This window comes from Mesorhizobium sp. M1428, from assembly GCF_040317515.1.
GTDB lineage: Bacteria > Pseudomonadota > Alphaproteobacteria > Rhizobiales > Rhizobiaceae > Mesorhizobium.
The window spans coordinates 32014-50861 of the sequence record NZ_JAMYKT010000022.1; the positions used below are offsets into that span (position 1 = coordinate 32014).

Below are 18848 nucleotides of genomic sequence, written 5' to 3' on the forward strand. Positions count from 1 at the left end.
GGTCATGTCCTTATCTGGTCGAGCCGTTGGCGAGCAATCCGTCCAGCCGTCCTTCCGCCTCCAATTCGTGGAGATCGTCGGAGCCGCCGACATGCGTGTCGCCGATAAATATCTGCGGAAAGGTGGAGCGGCCGTGGGCCCGGGAAATCATTTCCCGGCGCAGTTCCGGCGAGAAGGAGGCGTCGTGCTCGGTATAGGCGACACCCTTCCTGTCGAGCAGCCGTTTGGCCGCGGTGCAATAGCCGCACATCATCCGCGTGTAGATCGTCACATCGACCATCGGTCAGCAACCCTGCCTCGTTCCGCTGTCCTATAGGCTATATAGGCGCCGATTCGTCGGCCCGAAAGTCCCCCGGCAGCACGCGCGCGAAGGTCAGTACGTCGACCGCGCCGGCACCGCCCTTCTTCAATGCCCTGGCGACCGCGCGGACGGTGGCGCCGGTGGTGTAGACATCGTCGATCAACAGCACCCGGCGGCCGGCGATTTCGATCTCCGCCTCATCAGGCACTTTAAATGCGGCGCGAACATTTTCCTCGCGTTCCCGCCGCTCAAGCCCGACTTGCTGGCGCGTGAGTTTGACGCGCTTGATAGCTGATGGCGCGAAAGGCCGCTCCCCGAGCTGCGCCACCGCCCGCGCCAGTTCCGCCGACTGGTTGAACTGCCGCCGGAAGAAACGCCGCCAGTGCAGCGGCACCGGCACGACCACATCGGCCTCGGCGATGAGCTCGGCACCGGCGCGAAGCATCCAGCGCGCCATCCACGGCGCCAGATCGGTGCGGTCCTGGTACTTCAGCCCTTGCACCATCTGGCGGGCAACGCCGGAATAGGCAACCGCCGCCCGCGCGCGCTCGAACGGCGGCGGGTCGGCTATCGCCTCCGCCGACAGGAAACCCTCACCCATACTGTGGGTGAACGGCGTGCCCATCACCGGGCACCATGGCCGTTCCAGCAACCTGAGTTTCGGCCAGCAGGCGCCGCACAACACGCCGGGCTGCGAGACATGGCGGCGGCAGCCGGCACAGACCGGCGGGAACAAGAGGCGCGCTGGCCAGCCCAATGCCTTGCTGGCAATGCGCTTGGTCGCAATACGCTTGATCTCTGGCATGGGATCGGCCACGTGGTTGGTCCTCCGCATCACTATATCAGAGAGCGAAGCACAAGGACCTGTCCATTGCAGCCTGTAATCGACACCTCGCTCTGGCTGGCGCGCAAGCGCCGGGCACTGGCCCGTCCCATCGCCGGCGTGGATTTCCTCATGCGGCGGGCGGCCGAGGATCTTGCCGACCGGCTCGGCGCCGTCGAACGCAGCTTCGGCAAGGCGGCTTCGTTGTTTTGCCAGACGCCGGCAGCAGCAGAGGTGCTCGCCGAAAGCGGCAAGGTGACGGAAAACATGCGCGTCGAGGCCGACGCCGCTTTCCTGGGCGGCCAGCCAGGACTGTTGGCGCCGTTGGAAACCGTGCCATTCGAGCCGGAAAGCCTCGACCTAGCAGTCTCGCTGCTGTCGCTGCAAGCGATGAATGATATTCCAGGCATGCTGGTGCAGATCCGCCGAGCGTTGAAGCCGGACGGGCTTTTCCTCGGCGCCTTCGCCGGCACAGGCACGCTCTCCGAGCTGCGCGAAAGCCTGCTTGCCGCCGAGACCGAGCTCTATGGCGGCGCCAGCCCGCGTGTGATCCCGTTCACCGACGTCCGCGACGCCGGCGCGCTGCTGCAGCGCGCCGGCCTGGCACTGCCGGTTGCCGACGTCGAGACGATCACGGTGCGCTACGATTCGCTATTTGGCCTGATCGCCGACCTGCGCGCCATGGGCGAGACCAGCGCGCTTGTCGACCGCAGCAGGCGGCCGGGCACGCGAGCGTTGTTCGCGCGCGCCGCCGAAATCTATACGGAGCGGTTTTCGGATGCCGATGGCCGCGTCAGGGCGAGTTTCTCGGTGGTCTGGATGTCAGGCTGGGCCCCCGATGCCTCTCAGCAAAAGCCGCTGAAGCCGGGCTCCGCAAAAATATCGCTGAAGACAATCCTGGAAAACCCCGGTGGCCCCTGAGCGGAATCCCTGCGCAAAAGCTAAGCTATCCCACGCAAAAACTAAGCGGGTCACTGTCCAAAAGCGTTGGCAAGCTTGCTGCTGTTGTCGCTGAACAACCACTGGATGGCGCCGGCAGCCTGGCCAATGCCAGCGACAATGGCAAGCGACAGCACGGCAACGATCAAACCATATTCGATAGCCGTCGCACCCCTCTCGTCTTCTAAAAATCGTTGCAGCAAGATTTTCATGGGCGCCCATCCCTCTTGCCCTAACCTAGCGCCGACCCGTTAAGAAAGGTTAACGCGACAGGCTTAATGGGCGGTGAACCAGCTGCATTCTAGAGATCTGTTGAGGAGTCAGCAGTCGCCGCTGCTTCTGCCATCGGCCCGTATAACGCAAACCGAACTGGGCAGCGGCTGCAGCACGCTCTTGCGCAGCGTATAGCTATCGCGCTGGCCGATCGAGCCGGTGCTCATCGTATCAAGGCCGTCGCGGGCAAACTGCGAGCGGGTCCGGCTGTCGAGGTAGGGCGTCGCGATCAAGGCCAGAGCCACTGCGGCCGAGCCGAACAGGAGGGCGATGCGCAATATTCCCATGTCGGCATTGGCGGCGCCAGGAAGGCGGTCGGACCAAGGCGAGTCCCAGTCCTTGTCGAAGCTCATGCAAATCGCTCCCCAGCGGTGGAATCGGCGTAACCGCCTTGCGTCAATTTTTCACGGCCAGATAAATCTTTCATTAACGCTGCTGGCAGCGCGTTGTGGAGCTTCCTGGTTTGCGGGAGGTCGGCCGTTACAGCAGATCGATGAGGAACTGGATCAGCGGGGCGTCGGCCGGCGGCATCGGAAAATCGCGCATCTGGCGCGGCCGCACCCATTTCAGCACCTGGCCTTCCTTCGGCTGGGCAATGCCGCGGAAGCGACGGCAGACGAACAGCGGCATCAGCAGGTGAAAATCATCGTAGGAATGGCTGGCGAAGGTGAGTGGGGCCAGGCAAGGGATGTCGGTCTCGATGCCGATCTCCTCGTACAATTCGCGGATCAGGCATTGTTCCGGCGTCTCACCGGGCTCGACCTTGCCGCCCGGAAACTCCCACAGGCCGGCGAGTTGCTTGCCTTCGGGCCGCTGCGCCAACAGCACGCGCCCGTCGGCATCGACCAGAGCGCAGGCGGCGACCAGGAGCAGGCGCTTGCCGACCGTATCCAAGCCGCTCATGCGCCGGATGGCCGGCGATAGTGATAGCGATAGACTTCGTCGAATCCGAGCGAACGGTAAAGCGCCAGCGCCGGCGCGTTGTCCGCCTCGACCTGCAGCCAGGCTTCCCGCGCCCCGCGCAGCCGCGCCCATTTCAACGCCGACCGGATGAGATGGCGGCCATAGCCCTGGTTGCGCACCGATCTGTCGGTGGCGATCTCGAACAGGCCGGCAAGGTCGCCGTCGTGCACGCAGATCAACGTTGCCAGCGGCTCGCTCCCGGCCTCCAGCGCAAACAGCCCGGCCTCCGGCTGGATGGCGCCGATGATCTCCGACAGGCCCGGCCGCAGCGACACATCCGAACCGCTCACCTTGAGCGCGACGCCGATGAAACGGCTGATGTCCTTCAACGGAATCTGATCCATGGCGTCGTCGAGCGTGGCGTCCGCCAGCGGCAGCCGCATGACCAGCGATTCGGCGAATGTGCTCCAGCCCTCGCTGTCGAGGTACTTTGAAAGATCAGGCCCCGACAGCGGCGAGATGCGAAAGGTCAGCGGCCTGCCATAGGCGTCGAAGCGGCGGCTGGCGCGGCCGATGCGCTCGGCAATGTGCTGGATGTCGCCTGGATCGAGCGGATTGACCGAATTCAGCCGCTTGGCCGGGTGGCCGGCCGTCAGCCGCACCACCCAGGTACCGTCATAATGGACGGCGGCCGCCGGCCAGGCGCGAAAGCCGGCCGCCTCATAGCGGCGCACGATCGCCAGCACGCTTGCCGGATGTCTGGAAGCCAACGTCATCAGCTCCGATAATCGCCGTTGATGGCGACATATTCCTTGGTGAGGTCGCAGGTCCACACCGTCGCCTTGCCGCGGCCGATGCCCATATCGGCGCGGATGCGGATCTCGTCGCGCTTCATATACGCCGAAGTCGCCTCCTCGGAATAGGCGGCGTCGCGCTCGCCCTGATAGGCCAGGCGGTTGTCGCCGAACCAGATCGACAGAAGGTCGCGGTCGGCCGGTTCGCCGGCCTTGCCGACGGCCATGACGACGCGGCCCCAATTGGCGTCCTCGCCGGCGACTGCCGTCTTGACCAGCGGCGAATTGGCGATCGACAGCGCGATGCGCTTGGCCGAGCGGGCCGATTTGGCCCCGGTGACGGTGACCTCGACCTGCTTGCGGGCGCCCTCGCCGTCGCGCACCACCTGCAGTGCAAGCGATTTCAGCACCTTGCCGAGGGCACGGCGGAAGGCGCCGAGACGCGCATCCTTGGGATCGGAAATTGCCGGCGCGCCCCGCCTGGCGGCAGCACCCGTGGCGAACATCAGCAGCGTGTCGCTGGTCGAGGTGTCACTGTCGACGGTAACCGCGTTGAAGGTCTTGGCCGTGCCGCGCGACAAGAGATCCTGCAGCACGGGTGCTGCAATCGGCGCATCGGTGGCGATGAAGGAAAGCATCGTCGCCATGTCGGGCGCGATCATGCCGGCGCCCTTGGCGATACCGTTGATGATGACGTCGGCATCGCCGAGCTTGACCGTCGCGGTCGCCAGTTTGGGATAGGTGTCGGTGGTCATGATCGCCTTGGCGGCTTCGGTCCACAATTCCGGCTTGCCGTCCTTGACCAGCCCGGCCAGCAGATGGCTGAACTTGCCGGCGTCGAGCGGTTCGCCGATGACGCCGGTCGAGGCCAGGAACACCTCGCCTGCTGTGCAGCCGGCCGCCTTCGCCGCCACCTCGCCCGTGAGTGCCGTCGAGGCGCGGCCCTTCTGGCCGGTAAAGGCATTGGCATTGCCGGAATTGACCACCAGCACCCGTGCCTTGCCAGCCACGAGGTTCTGCCGGCAGAAATCGACCGGCGCCGACGGGCATTTCGACCTGGTGAACACGCCGGCGACGGTGGTGCCGGCGTCGAACACCATGGCCAGCAAGTCGGTGCGGTTCTTGTATTTTATGCCGGCCTCGGCGGTGGCGATGCGCACGCCCTCGATCACCGGCATCTTGGGATATTTCTTCGGCGCGAGCGGCGAAACCTGTGTGGACATGGAAGACCCCGGGCGGGAAAAATCGCGAAAGGAACGCCGGTTTGCCCGATAGCACGCGCTGGCGCAAGGCGTTTTCACAGCTGTTACGGGTGCCGGAAGCCTGACACCGCCTCATGCAGCAAGCCGGCTGTTGCAAATTTGTTGACGTCGCTGCGACCGATAGCGCTATGATCCTGCCCCATGGGCAGGCTTGTGGTCTTGGCACTGGCGTTTCTGGGTTTTCTGCTGCTGCGCGCCGATGCGCAGACGGCGCGGCGCGTGGCGCTTGTGGTCGGCAACGGCAGCTACGCCGAAGCCGGTACGCTGGCCAATCCCGTCAACGATGCGCTCGACATCGCCGACAAGCTGCGCGCCATCGGTTTCGAGGTGATCGAAGGCAACGATCTCGGCAAGCGCGAGCTCGAACGCAAGATCGGCGAATTCTCAGATGCGCTGCAAGGCGCCGGTGCCGGGCTGTTCTACTATGCCGGCCATGGCCTGCAGGTCGACGGGCGCAACTTCATCGTGCCGGTCGATGCCAGGCTGGACATGCCGGTCAAGCTGCAGCTCGAGGCGGTGCCGATCGACGAGGTTCTCGACATCATGGAGCAGCAGACCAAGGTCAGCCTGGTCTTCCTCGATGCCTGCCGCAACAACCCGTTTGCCCGAAGTCTCAGCCTCAGCGCCACGACGCGCTCGGCGACGGCTCTCGTCGGCCTTGCCCAGTTCGAGTCGACACGCGGCTCGTTCATCGCCTTCTCGACGGCGCCCGGCGCCGTGGCAATGGACGGGACGGGGCGCAACTCGCCCTTTGCGGCCGCACTTTTGCGGCACATGGCCGAGCCCGGACAAAGCATCAACGACATGATGATCGCGGTGCGCCGCGACGTCGTTTCGGCAACGCGCGAGGCGCAGCGTCCCTGGGAGCAGGGGTCGCTGCTCGAGCGTTTCGAATTCGTTCCGGGCGGCGACACTGCCCAGCAACCGAAACCGGCCGTCAGCCCGGCGCCCGCGTCCGAGGTGGCCGCGCTCGAACGCTCCGTCGGCGACAAGGGCGCCATCGAAAAATTCCTGCGCGACGACTATCTGGCGCCTGATGCCAGGAGAATGCGCGAAACCGTCAAGCGGCTTTATGGTTCGTCGGCCACCATCTACGGCACGCGTTACGACAGCGAGGCCATCGTCAAGGTCAAGACCGACTGGTTCGCGCAATGGGCGTCGTGGTCGTTCGGTCTCGAGCCCGGCAGCCTCGAAGTGACGCCGAACGGCAAGGATCGTGCCGACGTGGTTTTCGCCATGCGCTACGACTATGTGCCGAAGGACAAATCGGCGCAGCGCCTGACCGGCAGGGCGCGGGTGACGCTGGAACTCGTGCTGGCCGATGGCGCCTGGCGCGTTGCGTCGGAAACGTCGCAAGCGCTGGAATGAACATCAGCGGACCGCTGGGTTGATGAAGCCGCGAAACGCCCGCTGCACCCCCGGAATCAGTCCCCAGATCATGATCGAGACCATCAGCGGCGCGATGACCAGCGTACGCTGCCAGATTTGCCATTCCTGCGTCAGCGGAAAAACCACGTACAGAATGGCAGTGATCAGTGGATAGACGCCGAGCAGCACCAGCACGGCGAAGCGCAGGCGCGAAAAGCGGGTGACGGCGGTCGAGTTCATCAAACTCTCCTTATCGTTACGGAACGTTCCGTTACATATAAAACGGATCGTTTCGTTTCGTCAAGAGTTGTATATGATGGCTGCAGAAATCGCGGGTAAGGACAAAGAAATGGGCGAAGCCACCGATCCCGGGCGCAAGTCAGCCGGCGCACGGCGCAGCCCCGAAAGCGCCGATGCCATTCTCGATGCCGCCGAGGCGGTGCTGGTCGAAGCCGGCTATTCCGGCTTCTCGATCGAGGCTGTGGCGCGCCGCGCACGCGCCGGAAAGCCGACGATCTATCGCTGGTGGCCAAGCAAGGCCGCCTTGCTGCTCGACGTTTACCAGCGGCAAAAGCGCGTCGACAATCCCGATACCGGGAACCTGGAGCAGGATCTCGTCGGCTTCCTGAAGAGCTTGTTCGCGCACTGGCGCGACACATCGTCGGGCAGCGTGTTCAGATCGCTGATTGCCGAGGCGCAGTCGGACGAAAAAGCCGCCGCCGCCCTCGCCGAATACGCAAGAGGGCGTCGCGTCCATACCGGCCAGATGGTCGAACGCGCCAAGGCAAGGGGAGAGGTGGCAGCCGATGTCGATGCCACGGTCGTCGCCGACCTGATCGCCTCGTTTGCCTGGGCGCACCTTCTGACAGACCGCCTGGACGAGGACGAAGCGATCTTACGCAGGGCGGTCGGCTATATCTTGAAAGGCATAGTCGCTGGCGATGCCGGCGACGCCACGGCGGTCCGGCGGCGGCGTCGACGCATCATCGCTCGCCCTAGCAAATAGAAGCGACAGGGCGGCAGCGCGCCCTGTCGTAGCCCAATCTGGCCTACTTCGCGCTTTCCAGCGCGTCGACCGTCTTCTTCAGGTTCGCATCGGGGATTTCGACCTTGGCGTTGGCGCGCAGCGACTTGACCAGCGCGAAATACTTGTCGCGGATGACCGCCTGGCGCGCCTGGTCCTTGACCTGGTCGAAGGCCGGCGGCTGCTTGGTGCGCTTGTCCTCGACCTTGATGACGTGCCAGCCGAACTGCGACTGCACCGGCTGCTCAGTGTATTTGCCGACTGCCAGCGCAAACACCGCCTTGTCGAACTCCGGCACCATCTGGCCAGGCCCAAACCAGCCGAGATCGCCGCCGCTGGTCTTGCCGCTCGGATCGCTGGTGTGCTCGTTGGCGAGTTTCTGGAAGTCGGCGCCGCCGTCGAGCTGCTTGATGATGGCGTCTGCCTCTTCCTTCGTCTTCACGAGGATGTGACGGGCGTGCACCTCATTGCTGGGCGGCGTGTTGGCGATTTCCTGGTCGTAGCGGGCGCGGACCTCGGCATCGGTAACCTTGTCGACGACGCCCTTCTCGACCATTTCGCCATGCAGCGCGCGCTGTTGCAGGAAGGCCATGCGGCGCTGGAAGTCGGGATCCTTGTCGAGGCCGGTGGTCACCGCCTGAGCCGCCATGACGCGGATTTCGATCGCCGCCGACAGTGCCGCGGCGCGGCGCTGCTCGGGCGGAAGCTGCGCGAACTGCTGCGACAGCTCGCCCTCGGCAAGCCCAAGGTCTGCCTCGGTCAGCGTCTGGCCGTTGATGGTGGCGACCACGGCGTTCGGATCGACCGGCTTGGCCGCCGGGGCGGGCGCTGCCGGCTGGGCAGGGGCGGCTTCCTGCGCCATCAGCGGCGACAGCGAGAGGGCCGTCAGCCCGAATGCCAGACCAAGGCTGGCGAGCGACGCGCGGCGGAACAATATAGACATTACGATTATCTCCAAAGCGGGGTAGCTAGAGCGGAATGGCTTCCAGACCAGCAGGATTGTGGCGGAATTTGGCGCGGTCGACAGGGCGAGCGCGGCGTTGACATCGAATGAGCCCCCTCTTATCTGTCCAACGACTTTGCGTCCAGAACCGTTTTCCGGGCGCTTTTTGCGTTTGTCCGCGTTCACGTGGATTTGATGGGGCCGGCCGGCGCCCGTCGCAATGACTTGGAATGCTATCGAAAGGGCCATTGGATGGTCAGTCTCGGCGGTCTCGCCCGTAAGGTTTTCGGCTCCTCCAACGATCGTCGGGTCAAATCGACCCGGCCGCGCGTCGAGGCGATCAATGCCATGGAAAACGAGATGCGGGCGCTCTCCGACGCCGAGCTTCAGGCCCGCACCGACAAATTCCGCCAGGATATCGCCAACGGCGCCAGCCTCGACGACCTCTTGGTGCCGGCCTTCGCCACCGTGCGTGAGGCCGCGCGCCGCGTGCTCGGCATGCGGCCGTTCGACGTGCAGCTGATCGGCGGCATGGTGCTGCACAATGGCGGCATTGCCGAGATGCGCACCGGCGAAGGCAAGACGCTGGTGGCGACGCTGCCGGTCTACCTCAACGCGCTCGCCGGCAACGGCGTCCATGTCGTCACCGTCAACGATTACCTGGCCACGCGCGACTCGGAATGGATGGGCCGCGTCTACAAATTCCTCGGCCTTAAGGTCGGCGTCATCGTCCATGGCCTGTCCGACGAGGAGCGCCGCGTCGCCTACGCCGCCGACGTCACCTACGCCACCAACAACGAGCTCGGCTTCGACTATCTGCGCGACAACATGAAATACGAGCGCGCCCAGATGGTGCAGCGCGGTCACAGCTACGCCATCGTCGACGAGGTCGATTCCATCCTGGTCGACGAAGCCCGCACGCCGCTGATCATTTCCGGTCCGCTCGAGGATCGTTCGGAAATGTACAACACCATCGACACCTTCATCATCCAGCTGCAGCCGCAGGACTACGAGATCGACGAGAAGCAGAAGACCTCGATCTTCACCGAGGAAGGCACCGAAAAGCTGGAGAACATGCTGCGCGATGCCGGCCTGCTCAAGGGCGAGTCGCTCTACGACGTCGAGAACGTCGCCATCGTCCACCACGTCAACAATGCGCTGAAGGCGCACCGGCTGTTCCAGAGGGACAAGGACTACATCGTGCGCAACGGCGAGATCGTCATCATCGACGAGTTCACCGGCCGCATGATGCCAGGCCGCCGCTATTCGGAAGGCCTGCACCAGGCGCTCGAAGCCAAGGAGCATGTGGCGATCCAGCCGGAGAACCAGACACTCGCCTCGGTCACCTTCCAGAACTATTTCCGCCTCTACAAGAAGCTCGCCGGCATGACCGGCACGGCGCTGACCGAGGCCGAGGAATTCGCCAACATCTACAATCTCGACGTCACCGAGATCCCGACCAACCTGCCGGTCATCCGCATCGACGAAGACGACGAGGTCTACCGGACGGTCGAGGAGAAATACCGGGCGATCGTCAAGGAGATCAAGGAAGCCCGCGCCAAGGGCCAGCCGACGCTGGTCGGCACGACTTCCATCGAGAAATCCGAGCAACTGGCCGAGCGCCTGCGCAAGGAAGGTTTCAAGGATTTCGAGGTGCTGAACGCCCGCCATCACGAGCGCGAGGCGGCGATCGTCGCCCAGGCCGGCAAACCCGGCGCCATCACCATTGCCACCAACATGGCCGGCCGCGGCACCGACATCCAGCTCGGCGGCAATGCCGACATGCGCATCGCCGAGGAGCTTGGCGACATGCCGGCCGGCCCCGAGCGCGAGACCAGGGAAAAGGAAATCCGCGACGACATCGCCCGGCTGAAGGAAAAGGCGCTCGCCGCCGGCGGCCTCTACGTGCTCGCCACCGAGCGCCACGAATCGCGCCGCATCGACAACCAGCTTAGAGGTCGTTCAGGAAGACAAGGCGACCCCGGCCGCTCGAAATTCTTCCTGTCGCTGCAGGACGACCTGATGCGCATCTTCGGCTCCGAGCGCATGGACGGCATGCTGCAGAAGCTCGGCCTCAAGGAAGACGAGGCGATCATCCACCCGTGGATCAACAAGGCCTTGGAAAAGGCGCAGAAGAAGGTCGAGGCGCGCAACTTCGACATCCGCAAGAACCTCTTGAAATATGACGACGTCTCCAACGACCAGCGCAAGGTGGTGTTCGAGCAGCGCATCGAGCTGATGGACGGCGAAGGCCTGTCCGAGACCATCACAGAGATGCGCGAAGGCGTCATCGAGGAGATCGTCGCCAAGAACATTCCCGAAAACGCCTATGCCGAGCAGTGGAACGTCGCCGGCCTCAAGGCCGAGATCGCCGAATTCCTCAATCTCGATCTGCCGGTCGAGGACTGGGTCAAGGAAGAAGGCATTGCCGAGGACGACATCCGCGAGCGCATCAGCCAGGCCGCCGAAGCCGCCGCCAAGGATCGCGCCGAGCGATTCGGCCCCGACGTGATGGCCTATGTCGAGCGGTCGGTGGTGCTGCAGACGCTCGATCATCTGTGGCGCGAGCACATCGTCAATCTCGACCATCTGCGCTCGGTCGTCGGCTTCCGCGGCTATGCCCAGCGCGATCCGCTGCAGGAGTACAAGGGCGAAGCGTTCGAGCTGTTCCAAGCGATGCTGGGCAACCTGCGCCAGGCCGTCACCGCGCAATTGATGCGCGTCGAGCTGGTCCGCCAGGCGGCGGAAGCGCCGCCGCCGGAAGCCCCCGACATGTTCGGCAGCCATATCGACGGCAGCACCGGCGAGGACGATTTCGAAGGCGGCGAGACGGCGGTGCTGGTCCGCCAGGAGACCAATGCCATCGTCGCCCCCGAAGACCGCGACCCGAAGAACCCGGCGACCTGGGGCAAGGTCGGCCGCAACGAAGCCTGCCCGTGCGGGTCGGGCAAGAAATACAAGCATTGTCATGGGGCGTTTGCGTAAGCACCACCTTTCCTTCTCCCCGTTCACGGGGAGAAGGTGCCCGAAAGGGCGATGAAGGGCAGCAGAGGCGTTGGCGACTAGTCGATCTCCCCACTTGAGGGGGAGATGGCCGGCAGGCTACAGGGGGCGCTGTCCCGCCGATACCAAAATACGCATTTCGAATTTTCTGTATCTCGACCGTCGGTGGTGTTTCAGTTTGAAATCTAATAGCCGGCTGACGCACGCGCTGATGTCCGCGCTTCATGAAGATCGGAACCTGCTAAAGTGGGTAAAGACACTACTTCGATTCAATAACCCCGTTCGAGGTCGATCTTGTTGGACAGAGGCTCTCCTCTTGCGACTTGACCGCAGAGATCGGCGGCCTGGTCGATTCCAGAATCCACCCAGAAGCTCGCGACATGAGGTGTGACGGTCACCTTGGGATGAGTCCACAACGGCGATGAAGCCTCCAGCGGTTCACGCTCAAACACGTCAAGACAAGCACCAGAAAGCTGACCTTCGTCGAGAGCGCGGATCAGGTCGGCTTCGTTGACATGCGCGCCCCTGCCGACGTTCACAAGGTAGGCACCTCGCTTCATTGTTCCAAAGGCACTCGAGTTCAGTATCCCACGAGTGTCACCAGTCAGGGGAAGTGAACAGATAACGAAGTCCCGATTTGTGAGTGCGTCCGCAAGCTGGGCACGGCCAAAGTAACTGTGTATACCAGGAAGCGTCTTTTGATGACGAGACCAGACTGCTGTGTCGTAGCCAAAGTCTGCAAACAGCTTTGCGGCCCAGCCACCGATCCGGCCCGCACCCAGCACAACAAGTCTTGTCTCGGAGATCTTCCGCGGCGCGATCGGATTCCACAACTTGCGGGCTTGTAGACTCATGTAATCCGCAACATGCCGTTGCTGGCAGAGAACGCGAAGGACGATGTACTGCACCACTTCCGAAGCCTGCTCACGCGTTGCGAGCCTGATGAGCGGAACACTCTTGGGAAAGCTCTGAAGATCAATACCCTCGACACCGGCTCCCAAATAGACGACGGCGCTTAGCCCCGTCATGGCATCAAAAAAGCCAGGACTGGCGCCCTTGTCGATCAGCACAATATCTATGTCACTTTTGTTCCCGGCGTCTGGCCAAAGCCTGAACTCCAGCTGCGGCACACGGGTTTTCAGCTCAGCAGCCCATACTTGTGCATCAATGTAGTCAGGATACTCATTGACCATCAGAACGGTAATGGGCTCGCCTAACACTTCGCCCCTCCCAGATTCAGGTAATCAGGCATCCACCGGATTACCAGTCTGTTGAGACTGAGGTTTGCGCAAACTGGCACCAGTTGCAAGACCAGACCCCGGCAAAAATGGCGTTGGTGATCCGCCAAAGCCGTGATGTCTGCCCGCTGCTGGCCGAGGATATCGATTTCGCTTTCTTCAAGGCATAGTTCTCCCCTGGTTTTGCTGGAACGCATGACAACCGGGCCGGTCACGCCGGTGATGGATGGGCGATGGCCGGAGTTCCGCGATCAACCGCAGGATGTCGGTGAAGAGTTGCCTCGGGATAGCGACCTCCGCATCTGGAAGGCGACATAACGCCCATGGCTGATAACCTCGGCACCGATCTTGATGAGCTTCTTTGTCACCTGGTAAGTGGTGCCAGAACATCTTTCCTGCTGTCGGCACTGCGGACGTTGCCGGGACGCAGGGCACGGCGTTCGAGGTCACCTAGCTGGTTGAATTCCACGCATCCCTCTTCTGGGATAGAGATTCTTGCAAAAGCCTATTTCGGCAGATGCTGCGATCAGGTTTTCACTGGCGGCTATGTTTGGCGATCTCAGCCCGACGCTCTGGCCTCATAATCTCGGCCCGCTTCTTGCCGCCTTTCGCGCCCAGCGCTTTCGCGGCAGGTCTTTGCCGTCGTCAATCACGTCGTCGGCTTCCTCGCCAGTGGCAATCCGCATGACGCGAACGACATTGCCGATAATGTCGGCGGGGCGCTTCTGGCCTTTAGGTCCGGTTGGCATTCCTAGTTCTCCGCATGGCTAAAGACGACAGCGCCGTTGTCCTTACGAACTTCAACGGACACGATTCCATCGTCACCCTTTCGGATTTGGAACATGGAGGTTGCATGATCTTTCGCGGTCTTCTCCTCGTCGAAGATCACCTTGTCGACGATGCCTTGCCTTCCATACCAGATCACAGTGTAGACCATTGTTGCTGCCATGCGTTCCGCTAAGCATATAGGCGTTTTCGCATATGGGGCAAACGAGATAGGCGTTTCCGCGTATTTCAACCTGAGACACTACCGAGCAGGGTGAAGGGTTGCGCGAATGATGAATAGGAAGCAGCGCACCCGCCCCTCATCCGCCTGCCGGCACCTTCTCCCCGTATAGAGACGGGGCGAAGGGCTCCGCTCACCCAACCGTTTCTTAATGTGTTTTCGCTACACGCGTAGCCAGAAAAGAAGCGGAAAACGGAGTGTGATCGGGGTGCGCTTTTCCGCGGCGACGACAGCCGGGCGGTTCTTGCCGCAGCGCCTTGCGCTGCGCATCGGGCCGCTGCTTGGCCTGATCGATGCCGTGCTGTTCAGCGCCGGCGCGCGGGGCGAAGCCGGCCGCATGTCGCTGATCGCCTTTTCGGTCCGCATCGTCAGCGCCGTCATCGCCTTCGTCAGCCAGGTCCTGATGGCGCGCTGGATGGGCTCGTTCGAATACGGCATTTTCGTGCTTGTCTGGGTGACTATGGTCATCGTCGGCAACCTTGCCTGCCTCGGTTTCCACACCTCGATCATCCGCTTCATCCCCGAATATCGCGAGCGCGGCATGTTGGCCGAATTGCGCGGCATCGTGCGGGCCAGCCGGCTGTTCGTGCTGATTGCCTCCACCGTGATCGCCGGCCTCGGCGCGCTCGGCGTCTGGCTGCTGTCGTCCTACATCGAAAACTATTACGTCGTGCCGTTCATCCTCGGCATCATCTGCCTGCCGATGATCGCCATGTCCGACCTTCTGCAAGGGCTGGCGCGGGCCAATTCGTGGGCGCTGTTTGCGCTGTCGCCGACATTCCTGGTGCGGCCGGTGCTGATCCTGGCGTTCATGGCGCTGATGCTGCTGGCGGGCTACGCACCGGACGCCAAAACGGCGATCTTCGCCGCCATCGCCGCCACCTATGCCACCACGCTCGGCCAACTCATCGGCGTCACCTCGCGCATCGACAAAAGGATCCCGGCCGGGCCGATGAAGCTGCATTTTGGCCAATGGTTCATCGTCTCGCTGCCGATCTTCCTGGTCGAGAGCTTCTTCTTCCTGCTCACCAATGCCGACGTGCTGATGGTCGGCGCCTATCTCGATCCCAACGACGTCGCCGTCTATTTCGCCACGGTCAAGACGCTGGCGCTCGTGCATTTCGTCTATTTCGCCGTCAAGGCCGGCGTTGCCCAGCGCTATGCGCAGTTCACCCATGGCGAGCCGCAAAAGCTCGCCGCCTTCGCCCGCGAAACCGTGTCGTGGACCTTCTGGCCGTCGCTGGCGATGGCGCTGCTGGTGCTGGCGCTGGGCGAGCCGATGCTGACCCTGTTCGGCCCGGAATTTTCCACCGGCTATCCGCTGCTGTTCCTGCTGGTGTTCGGGGTCGTCGCGCGGGCCGCCGTCGGCCCTTGCGAAAGCCTGCTCACCATGAGCGGCAACCAGAACATCTGTGCCGCTGTCTATGCCATGACGCTGGCCTTCAACATCGCGCTCAGCGTCGTGCTGATCCCGCTCTTCGGCCTGTGGGGCGCGGCGATGGCCACCGTCTTCGCCATGATCTTCGAGGCCGGCGCGCTGTCCTTCACGGTCTGGCGCAAGCTCGGCATCGCCATGGCCATTTTCGTGCCCGCCAAAGGAGCCGCCTGATGGCTGCCGTCCCCTTGCTCGAGGAAACCAGCGGCGGCCCGGCCGGCGCCATGGTGTCCGGCCTTGCCGGACTTGCCCGCGAAGCCGATCCCGCCCATGTCGAGATCCTCGCCAACAACCGGCCCGAGCGCAAGCTTGCCATCTATCCGGCCTCCGCCGGCTTCGACCTGGTCGAGGAGCTCGACTATCTCTGCACGCGTACGATCGAGCCCAACGTCTTCTTCAATCCGCGCTTCCTGGCGCCGGCGATGCCTAGGCTCGAGGACCGCGAGGTGCGGCTGGCCGTAATCCGCGACGGCGACCAGTACCGCAACCGGCTGCGCCTGCTGGTGCCGTTCTCGGTCGAGCGACCGGTGGTGCCGCTCGGGGTTCCCGTGATGCGCACCTGGTCGAGCCCGTTCGGCCCGATCGGCACGCCGCTGGTCGATCGCGACGATCCGATCGGCGTCATTGAGGATTTCTTCGCGATGCTGTCGAGGCCGCATCTGAAGCTGCCGAAGGTCTTCGTGCTGCCCGACATAAGGCTGGATGGCCCGGTGGCGAGCCTGCTCGCCAGCGTCGCCGAAACGCGCGGCCTGACGCTGGTGACCACCGGCAAGGCCGACCGCCCGGTGCTCGAAAGCGGGCTCGACGGCGAGGAGTATCTGAAGACTTCACTGCGCGCCCACCATTATCGCGAGTTCCGCCGCCTGAAGCGCCGTCTCGCCGATCTCGGCCAGCTGGAGCATGTCGTGGCGCGCGGGCCGGACGAGATCCGCCACGCCATCGAAAATTTCCTGACGCTGGAGGCTTCCGGCTGGAAAGGCCGCGAGCGCACCGCCATGGCCATCGACCGCTACCGCGCCGCCTTCGCCCGCGAAGCGGTGCACCGGCTGGCCGAGCAGGACCTCTGCCGCATCCATTCGCTGACGCTCGACGGCCGCACCATCGCCTGCCTGGTCGTCTTCGTCGAGGCCGGCGTCGCCTACACCTGGAAGACCGCCTATGACGAGACGCTCGCCGCCTATTCGCCGGGCACGCTGCTGATGATCGAGGTGACCAGGCAGCATCTCGACGACCCCAACATCATGATGACCGATTCCTGCGCGGTGCCCGACCATCCGGTGATGAGCCGGCTGTGGTCTGAACGCAAGCCGATGGGCACGCTGGTGATCGGGCTGACGCCGGACGCGGACCGCCCCGCCCGTCAGGCGGCCTCGCAGCTTCACCTCTACCGCGAAACCCGCAACATGGCGCGCCTCCTGCGCAACCGGATGAGGAGCCTGCTGCGGCGGCGCTAGTGCATCGGATCCAAAGTGGGACCCGGCCCGGCCGTCCGTCTCCACACCGTCGGCCCGCTCGGGCCTAGCTCGTCAGGGTTAATTCTCCCGATCAACGGAAAGGATTAGCATCGACGCAGTCCCAACCGGGATGAGGCGATCAATTACGGCCGCGCGTCCAGCATCATTGCCGCCTCGGTCCTGCACGGCCAGAAGAAAAATCTGGGAGGAATGCATGACGAAAACAACTCACCTCAGGCGTCTCGGTATCGTCGCCTTGGCAGGTCTCGTTGGCGCGTGTCTGAATGCCGCCGCGCCTCGGGCCGCCGAACCCGACAAGGCCGAGATCGATGCCCTGCGTAAATCGCTGTCCAGGTATGAAGACTACAAGGTTGCCATTCGCGAGCTTTATCTATCGACGGTTGGATGCGTCTTCTACAGCGGAGAAAAGGTAGAGGGGGCGATGGACTACCCTAAGGGCGCGATGGGCATCCATTTCGTCAACGTCACGACTGTCGGCCCGACCGCGGATCCGACGCGTCCCAATGTGCTGATCTATGAGCCGGTCGGCGGCGAATTGCGCCTGGTCGGCGTGGAATGGCTCGTGCCCTTGACGCCGGACACCAAGGAGCCGCCGAAGCTTTTCGGCCAGACATTCATGGGGCCTATGGAGGGGCATTATCCGCTCATCCCGAAGGAGTTCCACCACTACGACCTTCACGCTTGGCTGTTCAAGGAGAACCCGCTCGGAATGTTCAGCCCGACGAACCCGGACGTGAAATGCGACAATTATGCGTTTCCGATGCCGGAGCAGCCGACCAAGATGGTGCCGGGGCCGATGTGATAGCGACCACCGTTACAGTCTGGGTTGTCGAAAGCGCTCGGGGCCTCAGTTATCCCAGGAGGCTCCTGGGATAACGACCAAACCGAGCTCTCTCGACGGATGGGAAAATGGTGCCCCTAGCCGGGATCGAACCAGCACTCCTTGCGGAACTCGATTTTGAGAAGCCGGATATGCCTTATCCTAATCTTATCCGGCAGTATCCAATTGTACGGTAACCGATTGTAGCGGCTAGCCTTTTCGGCCCGTCCAATCATCCATACCTAACCGGACATACGCCACGGTTTGATTTCTGGCTGCACCTACTCTGCACCTGAAATCGACCTCAACGGAGGTTAGGCATGCCCAAGATCAAGCTCACAAAGACGGTCGTCGATGCCGCGAGGGCCGATCAGGAACCCTACGAACTTCGCGACACAGTCATACCTGGGTTTTTGCTGAAGGTCACCCCGACGGGACGCAAGGCATTCATGGTGGCCTACGTCGCGACCAACGGCCAGCGGCGCAAACCGGCCATCGGGCGCTTTGGCGAAATCACCGTTGAGCAGGCTCGAACGATTGCCCAGGACTGGCTCGCCGACGGCCATTGACAGACACCGGGGCGCCGAATGTCCGAAATCGCACGCGGCAAGGGGCAGTGACCATGAAAATTGAGCGGACCGACGACAGGAGTACGATCGACCGGTGCGTCGCGCGCACGCGCGCTCTGCTGCAGGACGCGCTGATTGCCCTGATCCCCGAGCGCGGCTATGCGGCTCTCACCGTGGGAGACATCTGCCAGAAAGCTGATGTCGGCAGGTCGACCTTCTATACCCACTACGCCGGCAAGGACGAACTGCGCAGCGCGACCCTGGAGGCGCATCTGCAGTCGCTGAGCAAGCGCGTGTCGGCAGACGGAAAGACGGGCTACCGCCTGTTCGAATTCAGCCTGCCGATGTTCGAGCACGCGCGGACGTTCCGGTCGCTTCATCACGCGCTGCTTTCGAGCAGCGGCGACACGATCCACGACCAGTTGCGCGAACGGATACGGCGCGCTGTGCGGGTGGAACTTGCCGGCAAACGGACCGGCGGCACAGGGATGCCCACCGAATTCGCCGTCCAGTTCATATCAGGAGCATTTCTCGCCGTGCTTGCCTGGTGGATCGCCGAGAGCGCCAGCCTTTTGCCGGCGCAGGTCGACGACCTCTTCCAGCGGATGGCCGCTCGGGGTGTCTCCGCCATGGGCATCGGCGGCTCGGATTGAAGCAGGCTTAAGTTGAATC

At 63.2% G+C, this 18848-nt stretch carries 21 protein-coding genes and 1 pseudogene; 9 read left to right on the forward strand and 13 right to left on the reverse strand.

Going from position 1 to position 18848, the window contains the following annotated elements:
- Nucleotides 1–10 precede the first annotated feature (10 nt).
- Together grxC and NKG60_RS24770 are read right to left on the reverse strand one after the other, a co-directional pair.
- The gene (grxC, locus tag NKG60_RS24765; RefSeq protein WP_352670329.1) at nt 11–280 is read right to left on the reverse strand and encodes a glutaredoxin 3; all 270 of its coding nucleotides are present in this window, start codon (nt 278–280) and stop codon (nt 11–13) included.
- 37 nt (nt 281–317) lie between these two features.
- Nucleotides 318–1118 carry a ComF family protein gene (locus NKG60_RS24770; protein ID WP_352864485.1) on the reverse strand — a complete coding sequence of 267 codons (801 nt, stop codon included), beginning with the start codon at nt 1116–1118 and terminating at the stop codon, nt 318–320.
- Between the two features lie 54 nt (nt 1119–1172).
- Between NKG60_RS24770 and NKG60_RS24775 the strand changes: the two genes are divergently transcribed.
- Nucleotides 1173–2045: a methyltransferase domain-containing protein gene (locus tag NKG60_RS24775; protein ID WP_352864488.1), complete on the forward strand. Its 873-nt coding sequence runs from the start codon at nt 1173–1175 to the stop codon at nt 2043–2045.
- A gap of 50 nt (nt 2046–2095) precedes the next feature.
- On the opposite strand, the gene NKG60_RS24780 is transcribed toward NKG60_RS24775, so the two are convergent.
- The 5 genes from NKG60_RS24780 to argJ all read right to left on the reverse strand — a co-directional run bounded on the left by NKG60_RS24780 (nt 2096) and on the right by argJ (nt 5256).
- Nucleotides 2096–2275: a Flp family type IVb pilin gene (locus NKG60_RS24780; protein WP_352566909.1), complete on the reverse strand. Its 180-nt coding sequence runs from the start codon at nt 2273–2275 to the stop codon at nt 2096–2098.
- A gap of 108 nt (nt 2276–2383) precedes the next feature.
- Nucleotides 2384–2689 (reverse strand): hypothetical protein, encoded by a 306-nt coding sequence (locus NKG60_RS24785; RefSeq protein WP_352864490.1) that lies wholly within the window; start codon nt 2687–2689, stop codon nt 2384–2386.
- Nucleotides 2690–2816: 127 nt separating this feature from the next.
- On the reverse strand, nt 2817–3239 hold the full coding sequence (locus NKG60_RS24790) for a (deoxy)nucleoside triphosphate pyrophosphohydrolase (protein ID WP_352491816.1): 423 nt from the start codon (nt 3237–3239) through the stop codon (nt 2817–2819).
- Nucleotides 3236–4015, reverse strand: a complete 780-nt coding sequence (locus NKG60_RS24795) for a GNAT family N-acetyltransferase (RefSeq protein WP_352670340.1) — start codon at nt 4013–4015, stop codon at nt 3236–3238. Before NKG60_RS24795 ends, NKG60_RS24790 begins: the two co-directional genes overlap by 4 nt.
- A complete protein-coding gene (gene argJ / locus NKG60_RS24800; protein WP_352670343.1) occupies nt 4015–5256 on the reverse strand; it encodes a bifunctional glutamate N-acetyltransferase/amino-acid acetyltransferase ArgJ in 1242 nt (413 codons plus the stop codon). Before argJ ends, NKG60_RS24795 begins: the two co-directional genes overlap by 1 nt.
- A 180-nt stretch (nt 5257–5436) precedes the next feature.
- On the opposite strand from argJ, the gene NKG60_RS24805 reads away from it, so the two are divergent.
- Complete coding sequence (locus tag NKG60_RS24805; RefSeq protein ID WP_352670346.1) at nt 5437–6663, forward strand: caspase family protein; 1227 nt, start codon at nt 5437–5439, stop codon at nt 6661–6663.
- A gap of 3 nt (nt 6664–6666) precedes the next feature.
- Here the strand turns inward: NKG60_RS24805 and NKG60_RS24810 are convergent, their stop codons facing one another.
- Entirely contained in the window at nt 6667–6903 is a 237-nt protein-coding gene (locus tag NKG60_RS24810) for a putative antibiotic biosynthesis monooxygenase (protein WP_352670349.1), read from the reverse strand.
- 109 nt (nt 6904–7012) lie between these two features.
- Here NKG60_RS24810 and NKG60_RS24815 point away from each other — a divergent pair, with 109 nt between their 5' ends.
- Nucleotides 7013–7669, forward strand: coding sequence for a TetR/AcrR family transcriptional regulator (locus NKG60_RS24815; protein ID WP_352670351.1), 657 nt, complete (start codon nt 7013–7015; stop codon nt 7667–7669).
- Nucleotides 7670–7712: 43 nt separating this feature from the next.
- On the opposite strand, the gene NKG60_RS24820 is transcribed toward NKG60_RS24815, so the two are convergent.
- Entirely contained in the window at nt 7713–8630 is a 918-nt protein-coding gene (locus NKG60_RS24820) for a peptidylprolyl isomerase (protein ID WP_352670354.1), read from the reverse strand.
- A gap of 252 nt (nt 8631–8882) precedes the next feature.
- Between NKG60_RS24820 and secA the strand changes: the two genes are divergently transcribed.
- Nucleotides 8883–11615 carry a preprotein translocase subunit SecA gene (secA, locus tag NKG60_RS24825; RefSeq protein WP_352670357.1) on the forward strand — a complete coding sequence of 911 codons (2733 nt, stop codon included), beginning with the start codon at nt 8883–8885 and terminating at the stop codon, nt 11613–11615.
- Nucleotides 11616–11902: 287 nt separating this feature from the next.
- Here the strand turns inward: secA and NKG60_RS24830 are convergent, their stop codons facing one another.
- The 4 genes and pseudogenes from NKG60_RS24830 to NKG60_RS24845 all read right to left on the reverse strand — a co-directional run bounded on the left by NKG60_RS24830 (nt 11903) and on the right by NKG60_RS24845 (nt 13820).
- Nucleotides 11903–12853: an NAD(P)-dependent oxidoreductase gene (locus NKG60_RS24830; protein ID WP_352864494.1), complete on the reverse strand. Its 951-nt coding sequence runs from the start codon at nt 12851–12853 to the stop codon at nt 11903–11905.
- Between the two features lie 177 nt (nt 12854–13030).
- A pseudogene (locus NKG60_RS24835) lies at nt 13031–13233 on the reverse strand (hypothetical protein); the annotation flags it as partial.
- Between the two features lie 216 nt (nt 13234–13449).
- Complete coding sequence (locus tag NKG60_RS24840; protein ID WP_352670047.1) at nt 13450–13620, reverse strand: hypothetical protein; 171 nt, start codon at nt 13618–13620, stop codon at nt 13450–13452.
- Between the two features lie 2 nt (nt 13621–13622).
- Nucleotides 13623–13820: a hypothetical protein gene (locus tag NKG60_RS24845; RefSeq protein WP_352670050.1), complete on the reverse strand. Its 198-nt coding sequence runs from the start codon at nt 13818–13820 to the stop codon at nt 13623–13625.
- Between the two features lie 265 nt (nt 13821–14085).
- On the opposite strand from NKG60_RS24845, the gene NKG60_RS24850 reads away from it, so the two are divergent.
- The 5 genes from NKG60_RS24850 to NKG60_RS24870 all read left to right on the forward strand — a co-directional run bounded on the left by NKG60_RS24850 (nt 14086) and on the right by NKG60_RS24870 (nt 18829).
- Complete coding sequence (locus tag NKG60_RS24850) at nt 14086–15486, forward strand: lipopolysaccharide biosynthesis protein (RefSeq protein WP_352670141.1); 1401 nt, start codon at nt 14086–14088, stop codon at nt 15484–15486.
- Nucleotides 15486–16766 (forward strand): GNAT family N-acetyltransferase, encoded by a 1281-nt coding sequence (locus tag NKG60_RS24855; protein ID WP_352670052.1) that lies wholly within the window; start codon nt 15486–15488, stop codon nt 16764–16766. Before NKG60_RS24850 ends, NKG60_RS24855 begins: the two co-directional genes overlap by 1 nt.
- 214 nt (nt 16767–16980) lie before the next feature.
- Nucleotides 16981–17589: a hypothetical protein gene (locus tag NKG60_RS24860; RefSeq protein WP_352670054.1), complete on the forward strand. Its 609-nt coding sequence runs from the start codon at nt 16981–16983 to the stop codon at nt 17587–17589.
- 338 nt (nt 17590–17927) lie between these two features.
- Nucleotides 17928–18176: an Arm DNA-binding domain-containing protein gene (locus NKG60_RS24865; RefSeq protein WP_502903478.1), complete on the forward strand. Its 249-nt coding sequence runs from the start codon at nt 17928–17930 to the stop codon at nt 18174–18176.
- 53 nt (nt 18177–18229) lie between these two features.
- Nucleotides 18230–18829 (forward strand): TetR/AcrR family transcriptional regulator, encoded by a 600-nt coding sequence (locus NKG60_RS24870; RefSeq protein WP_352670057.1) that lies wholly within the window; start codon nt 18230–18232, stop codon nt 18827–18829.
- The last annotated feature ends 19 nt before the right edge of the window (nt 18830–18848 follow it).

Bases quoted from the DNA above. Each gene is read 5' to 3' on its own strand.
- grxC (WP_352670329.1), bottom strand. From the start codon at position 280: ATGGTCGATGTGACGATCTACACGCGGATGATGTGCGGCTATTGCACC.
- NKG60_RS24780 (WP_352566909.1), bottom strand. From the start codon at position 2,275: ATGAAAATCTTGCTGCAACGATTTTTAGAAGACGAGAGGGGTGCGACG.
- NKG60_RS24785 (WP_352864490.1), bottom strand. From the start codon at position 2,689: ATGAGCTTCGACAAGGACTGGGACTCGCCTTGGTCCGACCGCCTTCCT.
- NKG60_RS24790 (WP_352491816.1), bottom strand. From the start codon at position 3,239: ATGAGCGGCTTGGATACGGTCGGCAAGCGCCTGCTCCTGGTCGCCGCC.
- NKG60_RS24795 (WP_352670340.1), bottom strand. From the start codon at position 4,015: ATGACGTTGGCTTCCAGACATCCGGCAAGCGTGCTGGCGATCGTGCGC.
- argJ (WP_352670343.1), bottom strand. From the start codon at position 5,256: ATGTCCACACAGGTTTCGCCGCTCGCGCCGAAGAAATATCCCAAGATG.
- NKG60_RS24805 (WP_352670346.1), top strand. From the start codon at position 5,437: ATGGGCAGGCTTGTGGTCTTGGCACTGGCGTTTCTGGGTTTTCTGCTG.
- NKG60_RS24810 (WP_352670349.1), bottom strand. From the start codon at position 6,903: ATGAACTCGACCGCCGTCACCCGCTTTTCGCGCCTGCGCTTCGCCGTG.
- NKG60_RS24815 (WP_352670351.1), top strand. From the start codon at position 7,013: ATGGGCGAAGCCACCGATCCCGGGCGCAAGTCAGCCGGCGCACGGCGC.
- NKG60_RS24820 (WP_352670354.1), bottom strand. From the start codon at position 8,630: ATGTCTATATTGTTCCGCCGCGCGTCGCTCGCCAGCCTTGGTCTGGCA.
- secA (WP_352670357.1), top strand. From the start codon at position 8,883: ATGGTCAGTCTCGGCGGTCTCGCCCGTAAGGTTTTCGGCTCCTCCAAC.
- NKG60_RS24840 (WP_352670047.1), bottom strand. From the start codon at position 13,620: ATGCCAACCGGACCTAAAGGCCAGAAGCGCCCCGCCGACATTATCGGC.
- NKG60_RS24845 (WP_352670050.1), bottom strand. From the start codon at position 13,820: ATGGCAGCAACAATGGTCTACACTGTGATCTGGTATGGAAGGCAAGGC.
- NKG60_RS24855 (WP_352670052.1), top strand. From the start codon at position 15,486: ATGGCTGCCGTCCCCTTGCTCGAGGAAACCAGCGGCGGCCCGGCCGGC.
- NKG60_RS24860 (WP_352670054.1), top strand. From the start codon at position 16,981: ATGACGAAAACAACTCACCTCAGGCGTCTCGGTATCGTCGCCTTGGCA.
- NKG60_RS24865 (WP_502903478.1), top strand. From the start codon at position 17,928: ATGCCCAAGATCAAGCTCACAAAGACGGTCGTCGATGCCGCGAGGGCC.
- NKG60_RS24870 (WP_352670057.1), top strand. From the start codon at position 18,230: ATGAAAATTGAGCGGACCGACGACAGGAGTACGATCGACCGGTGCGTC.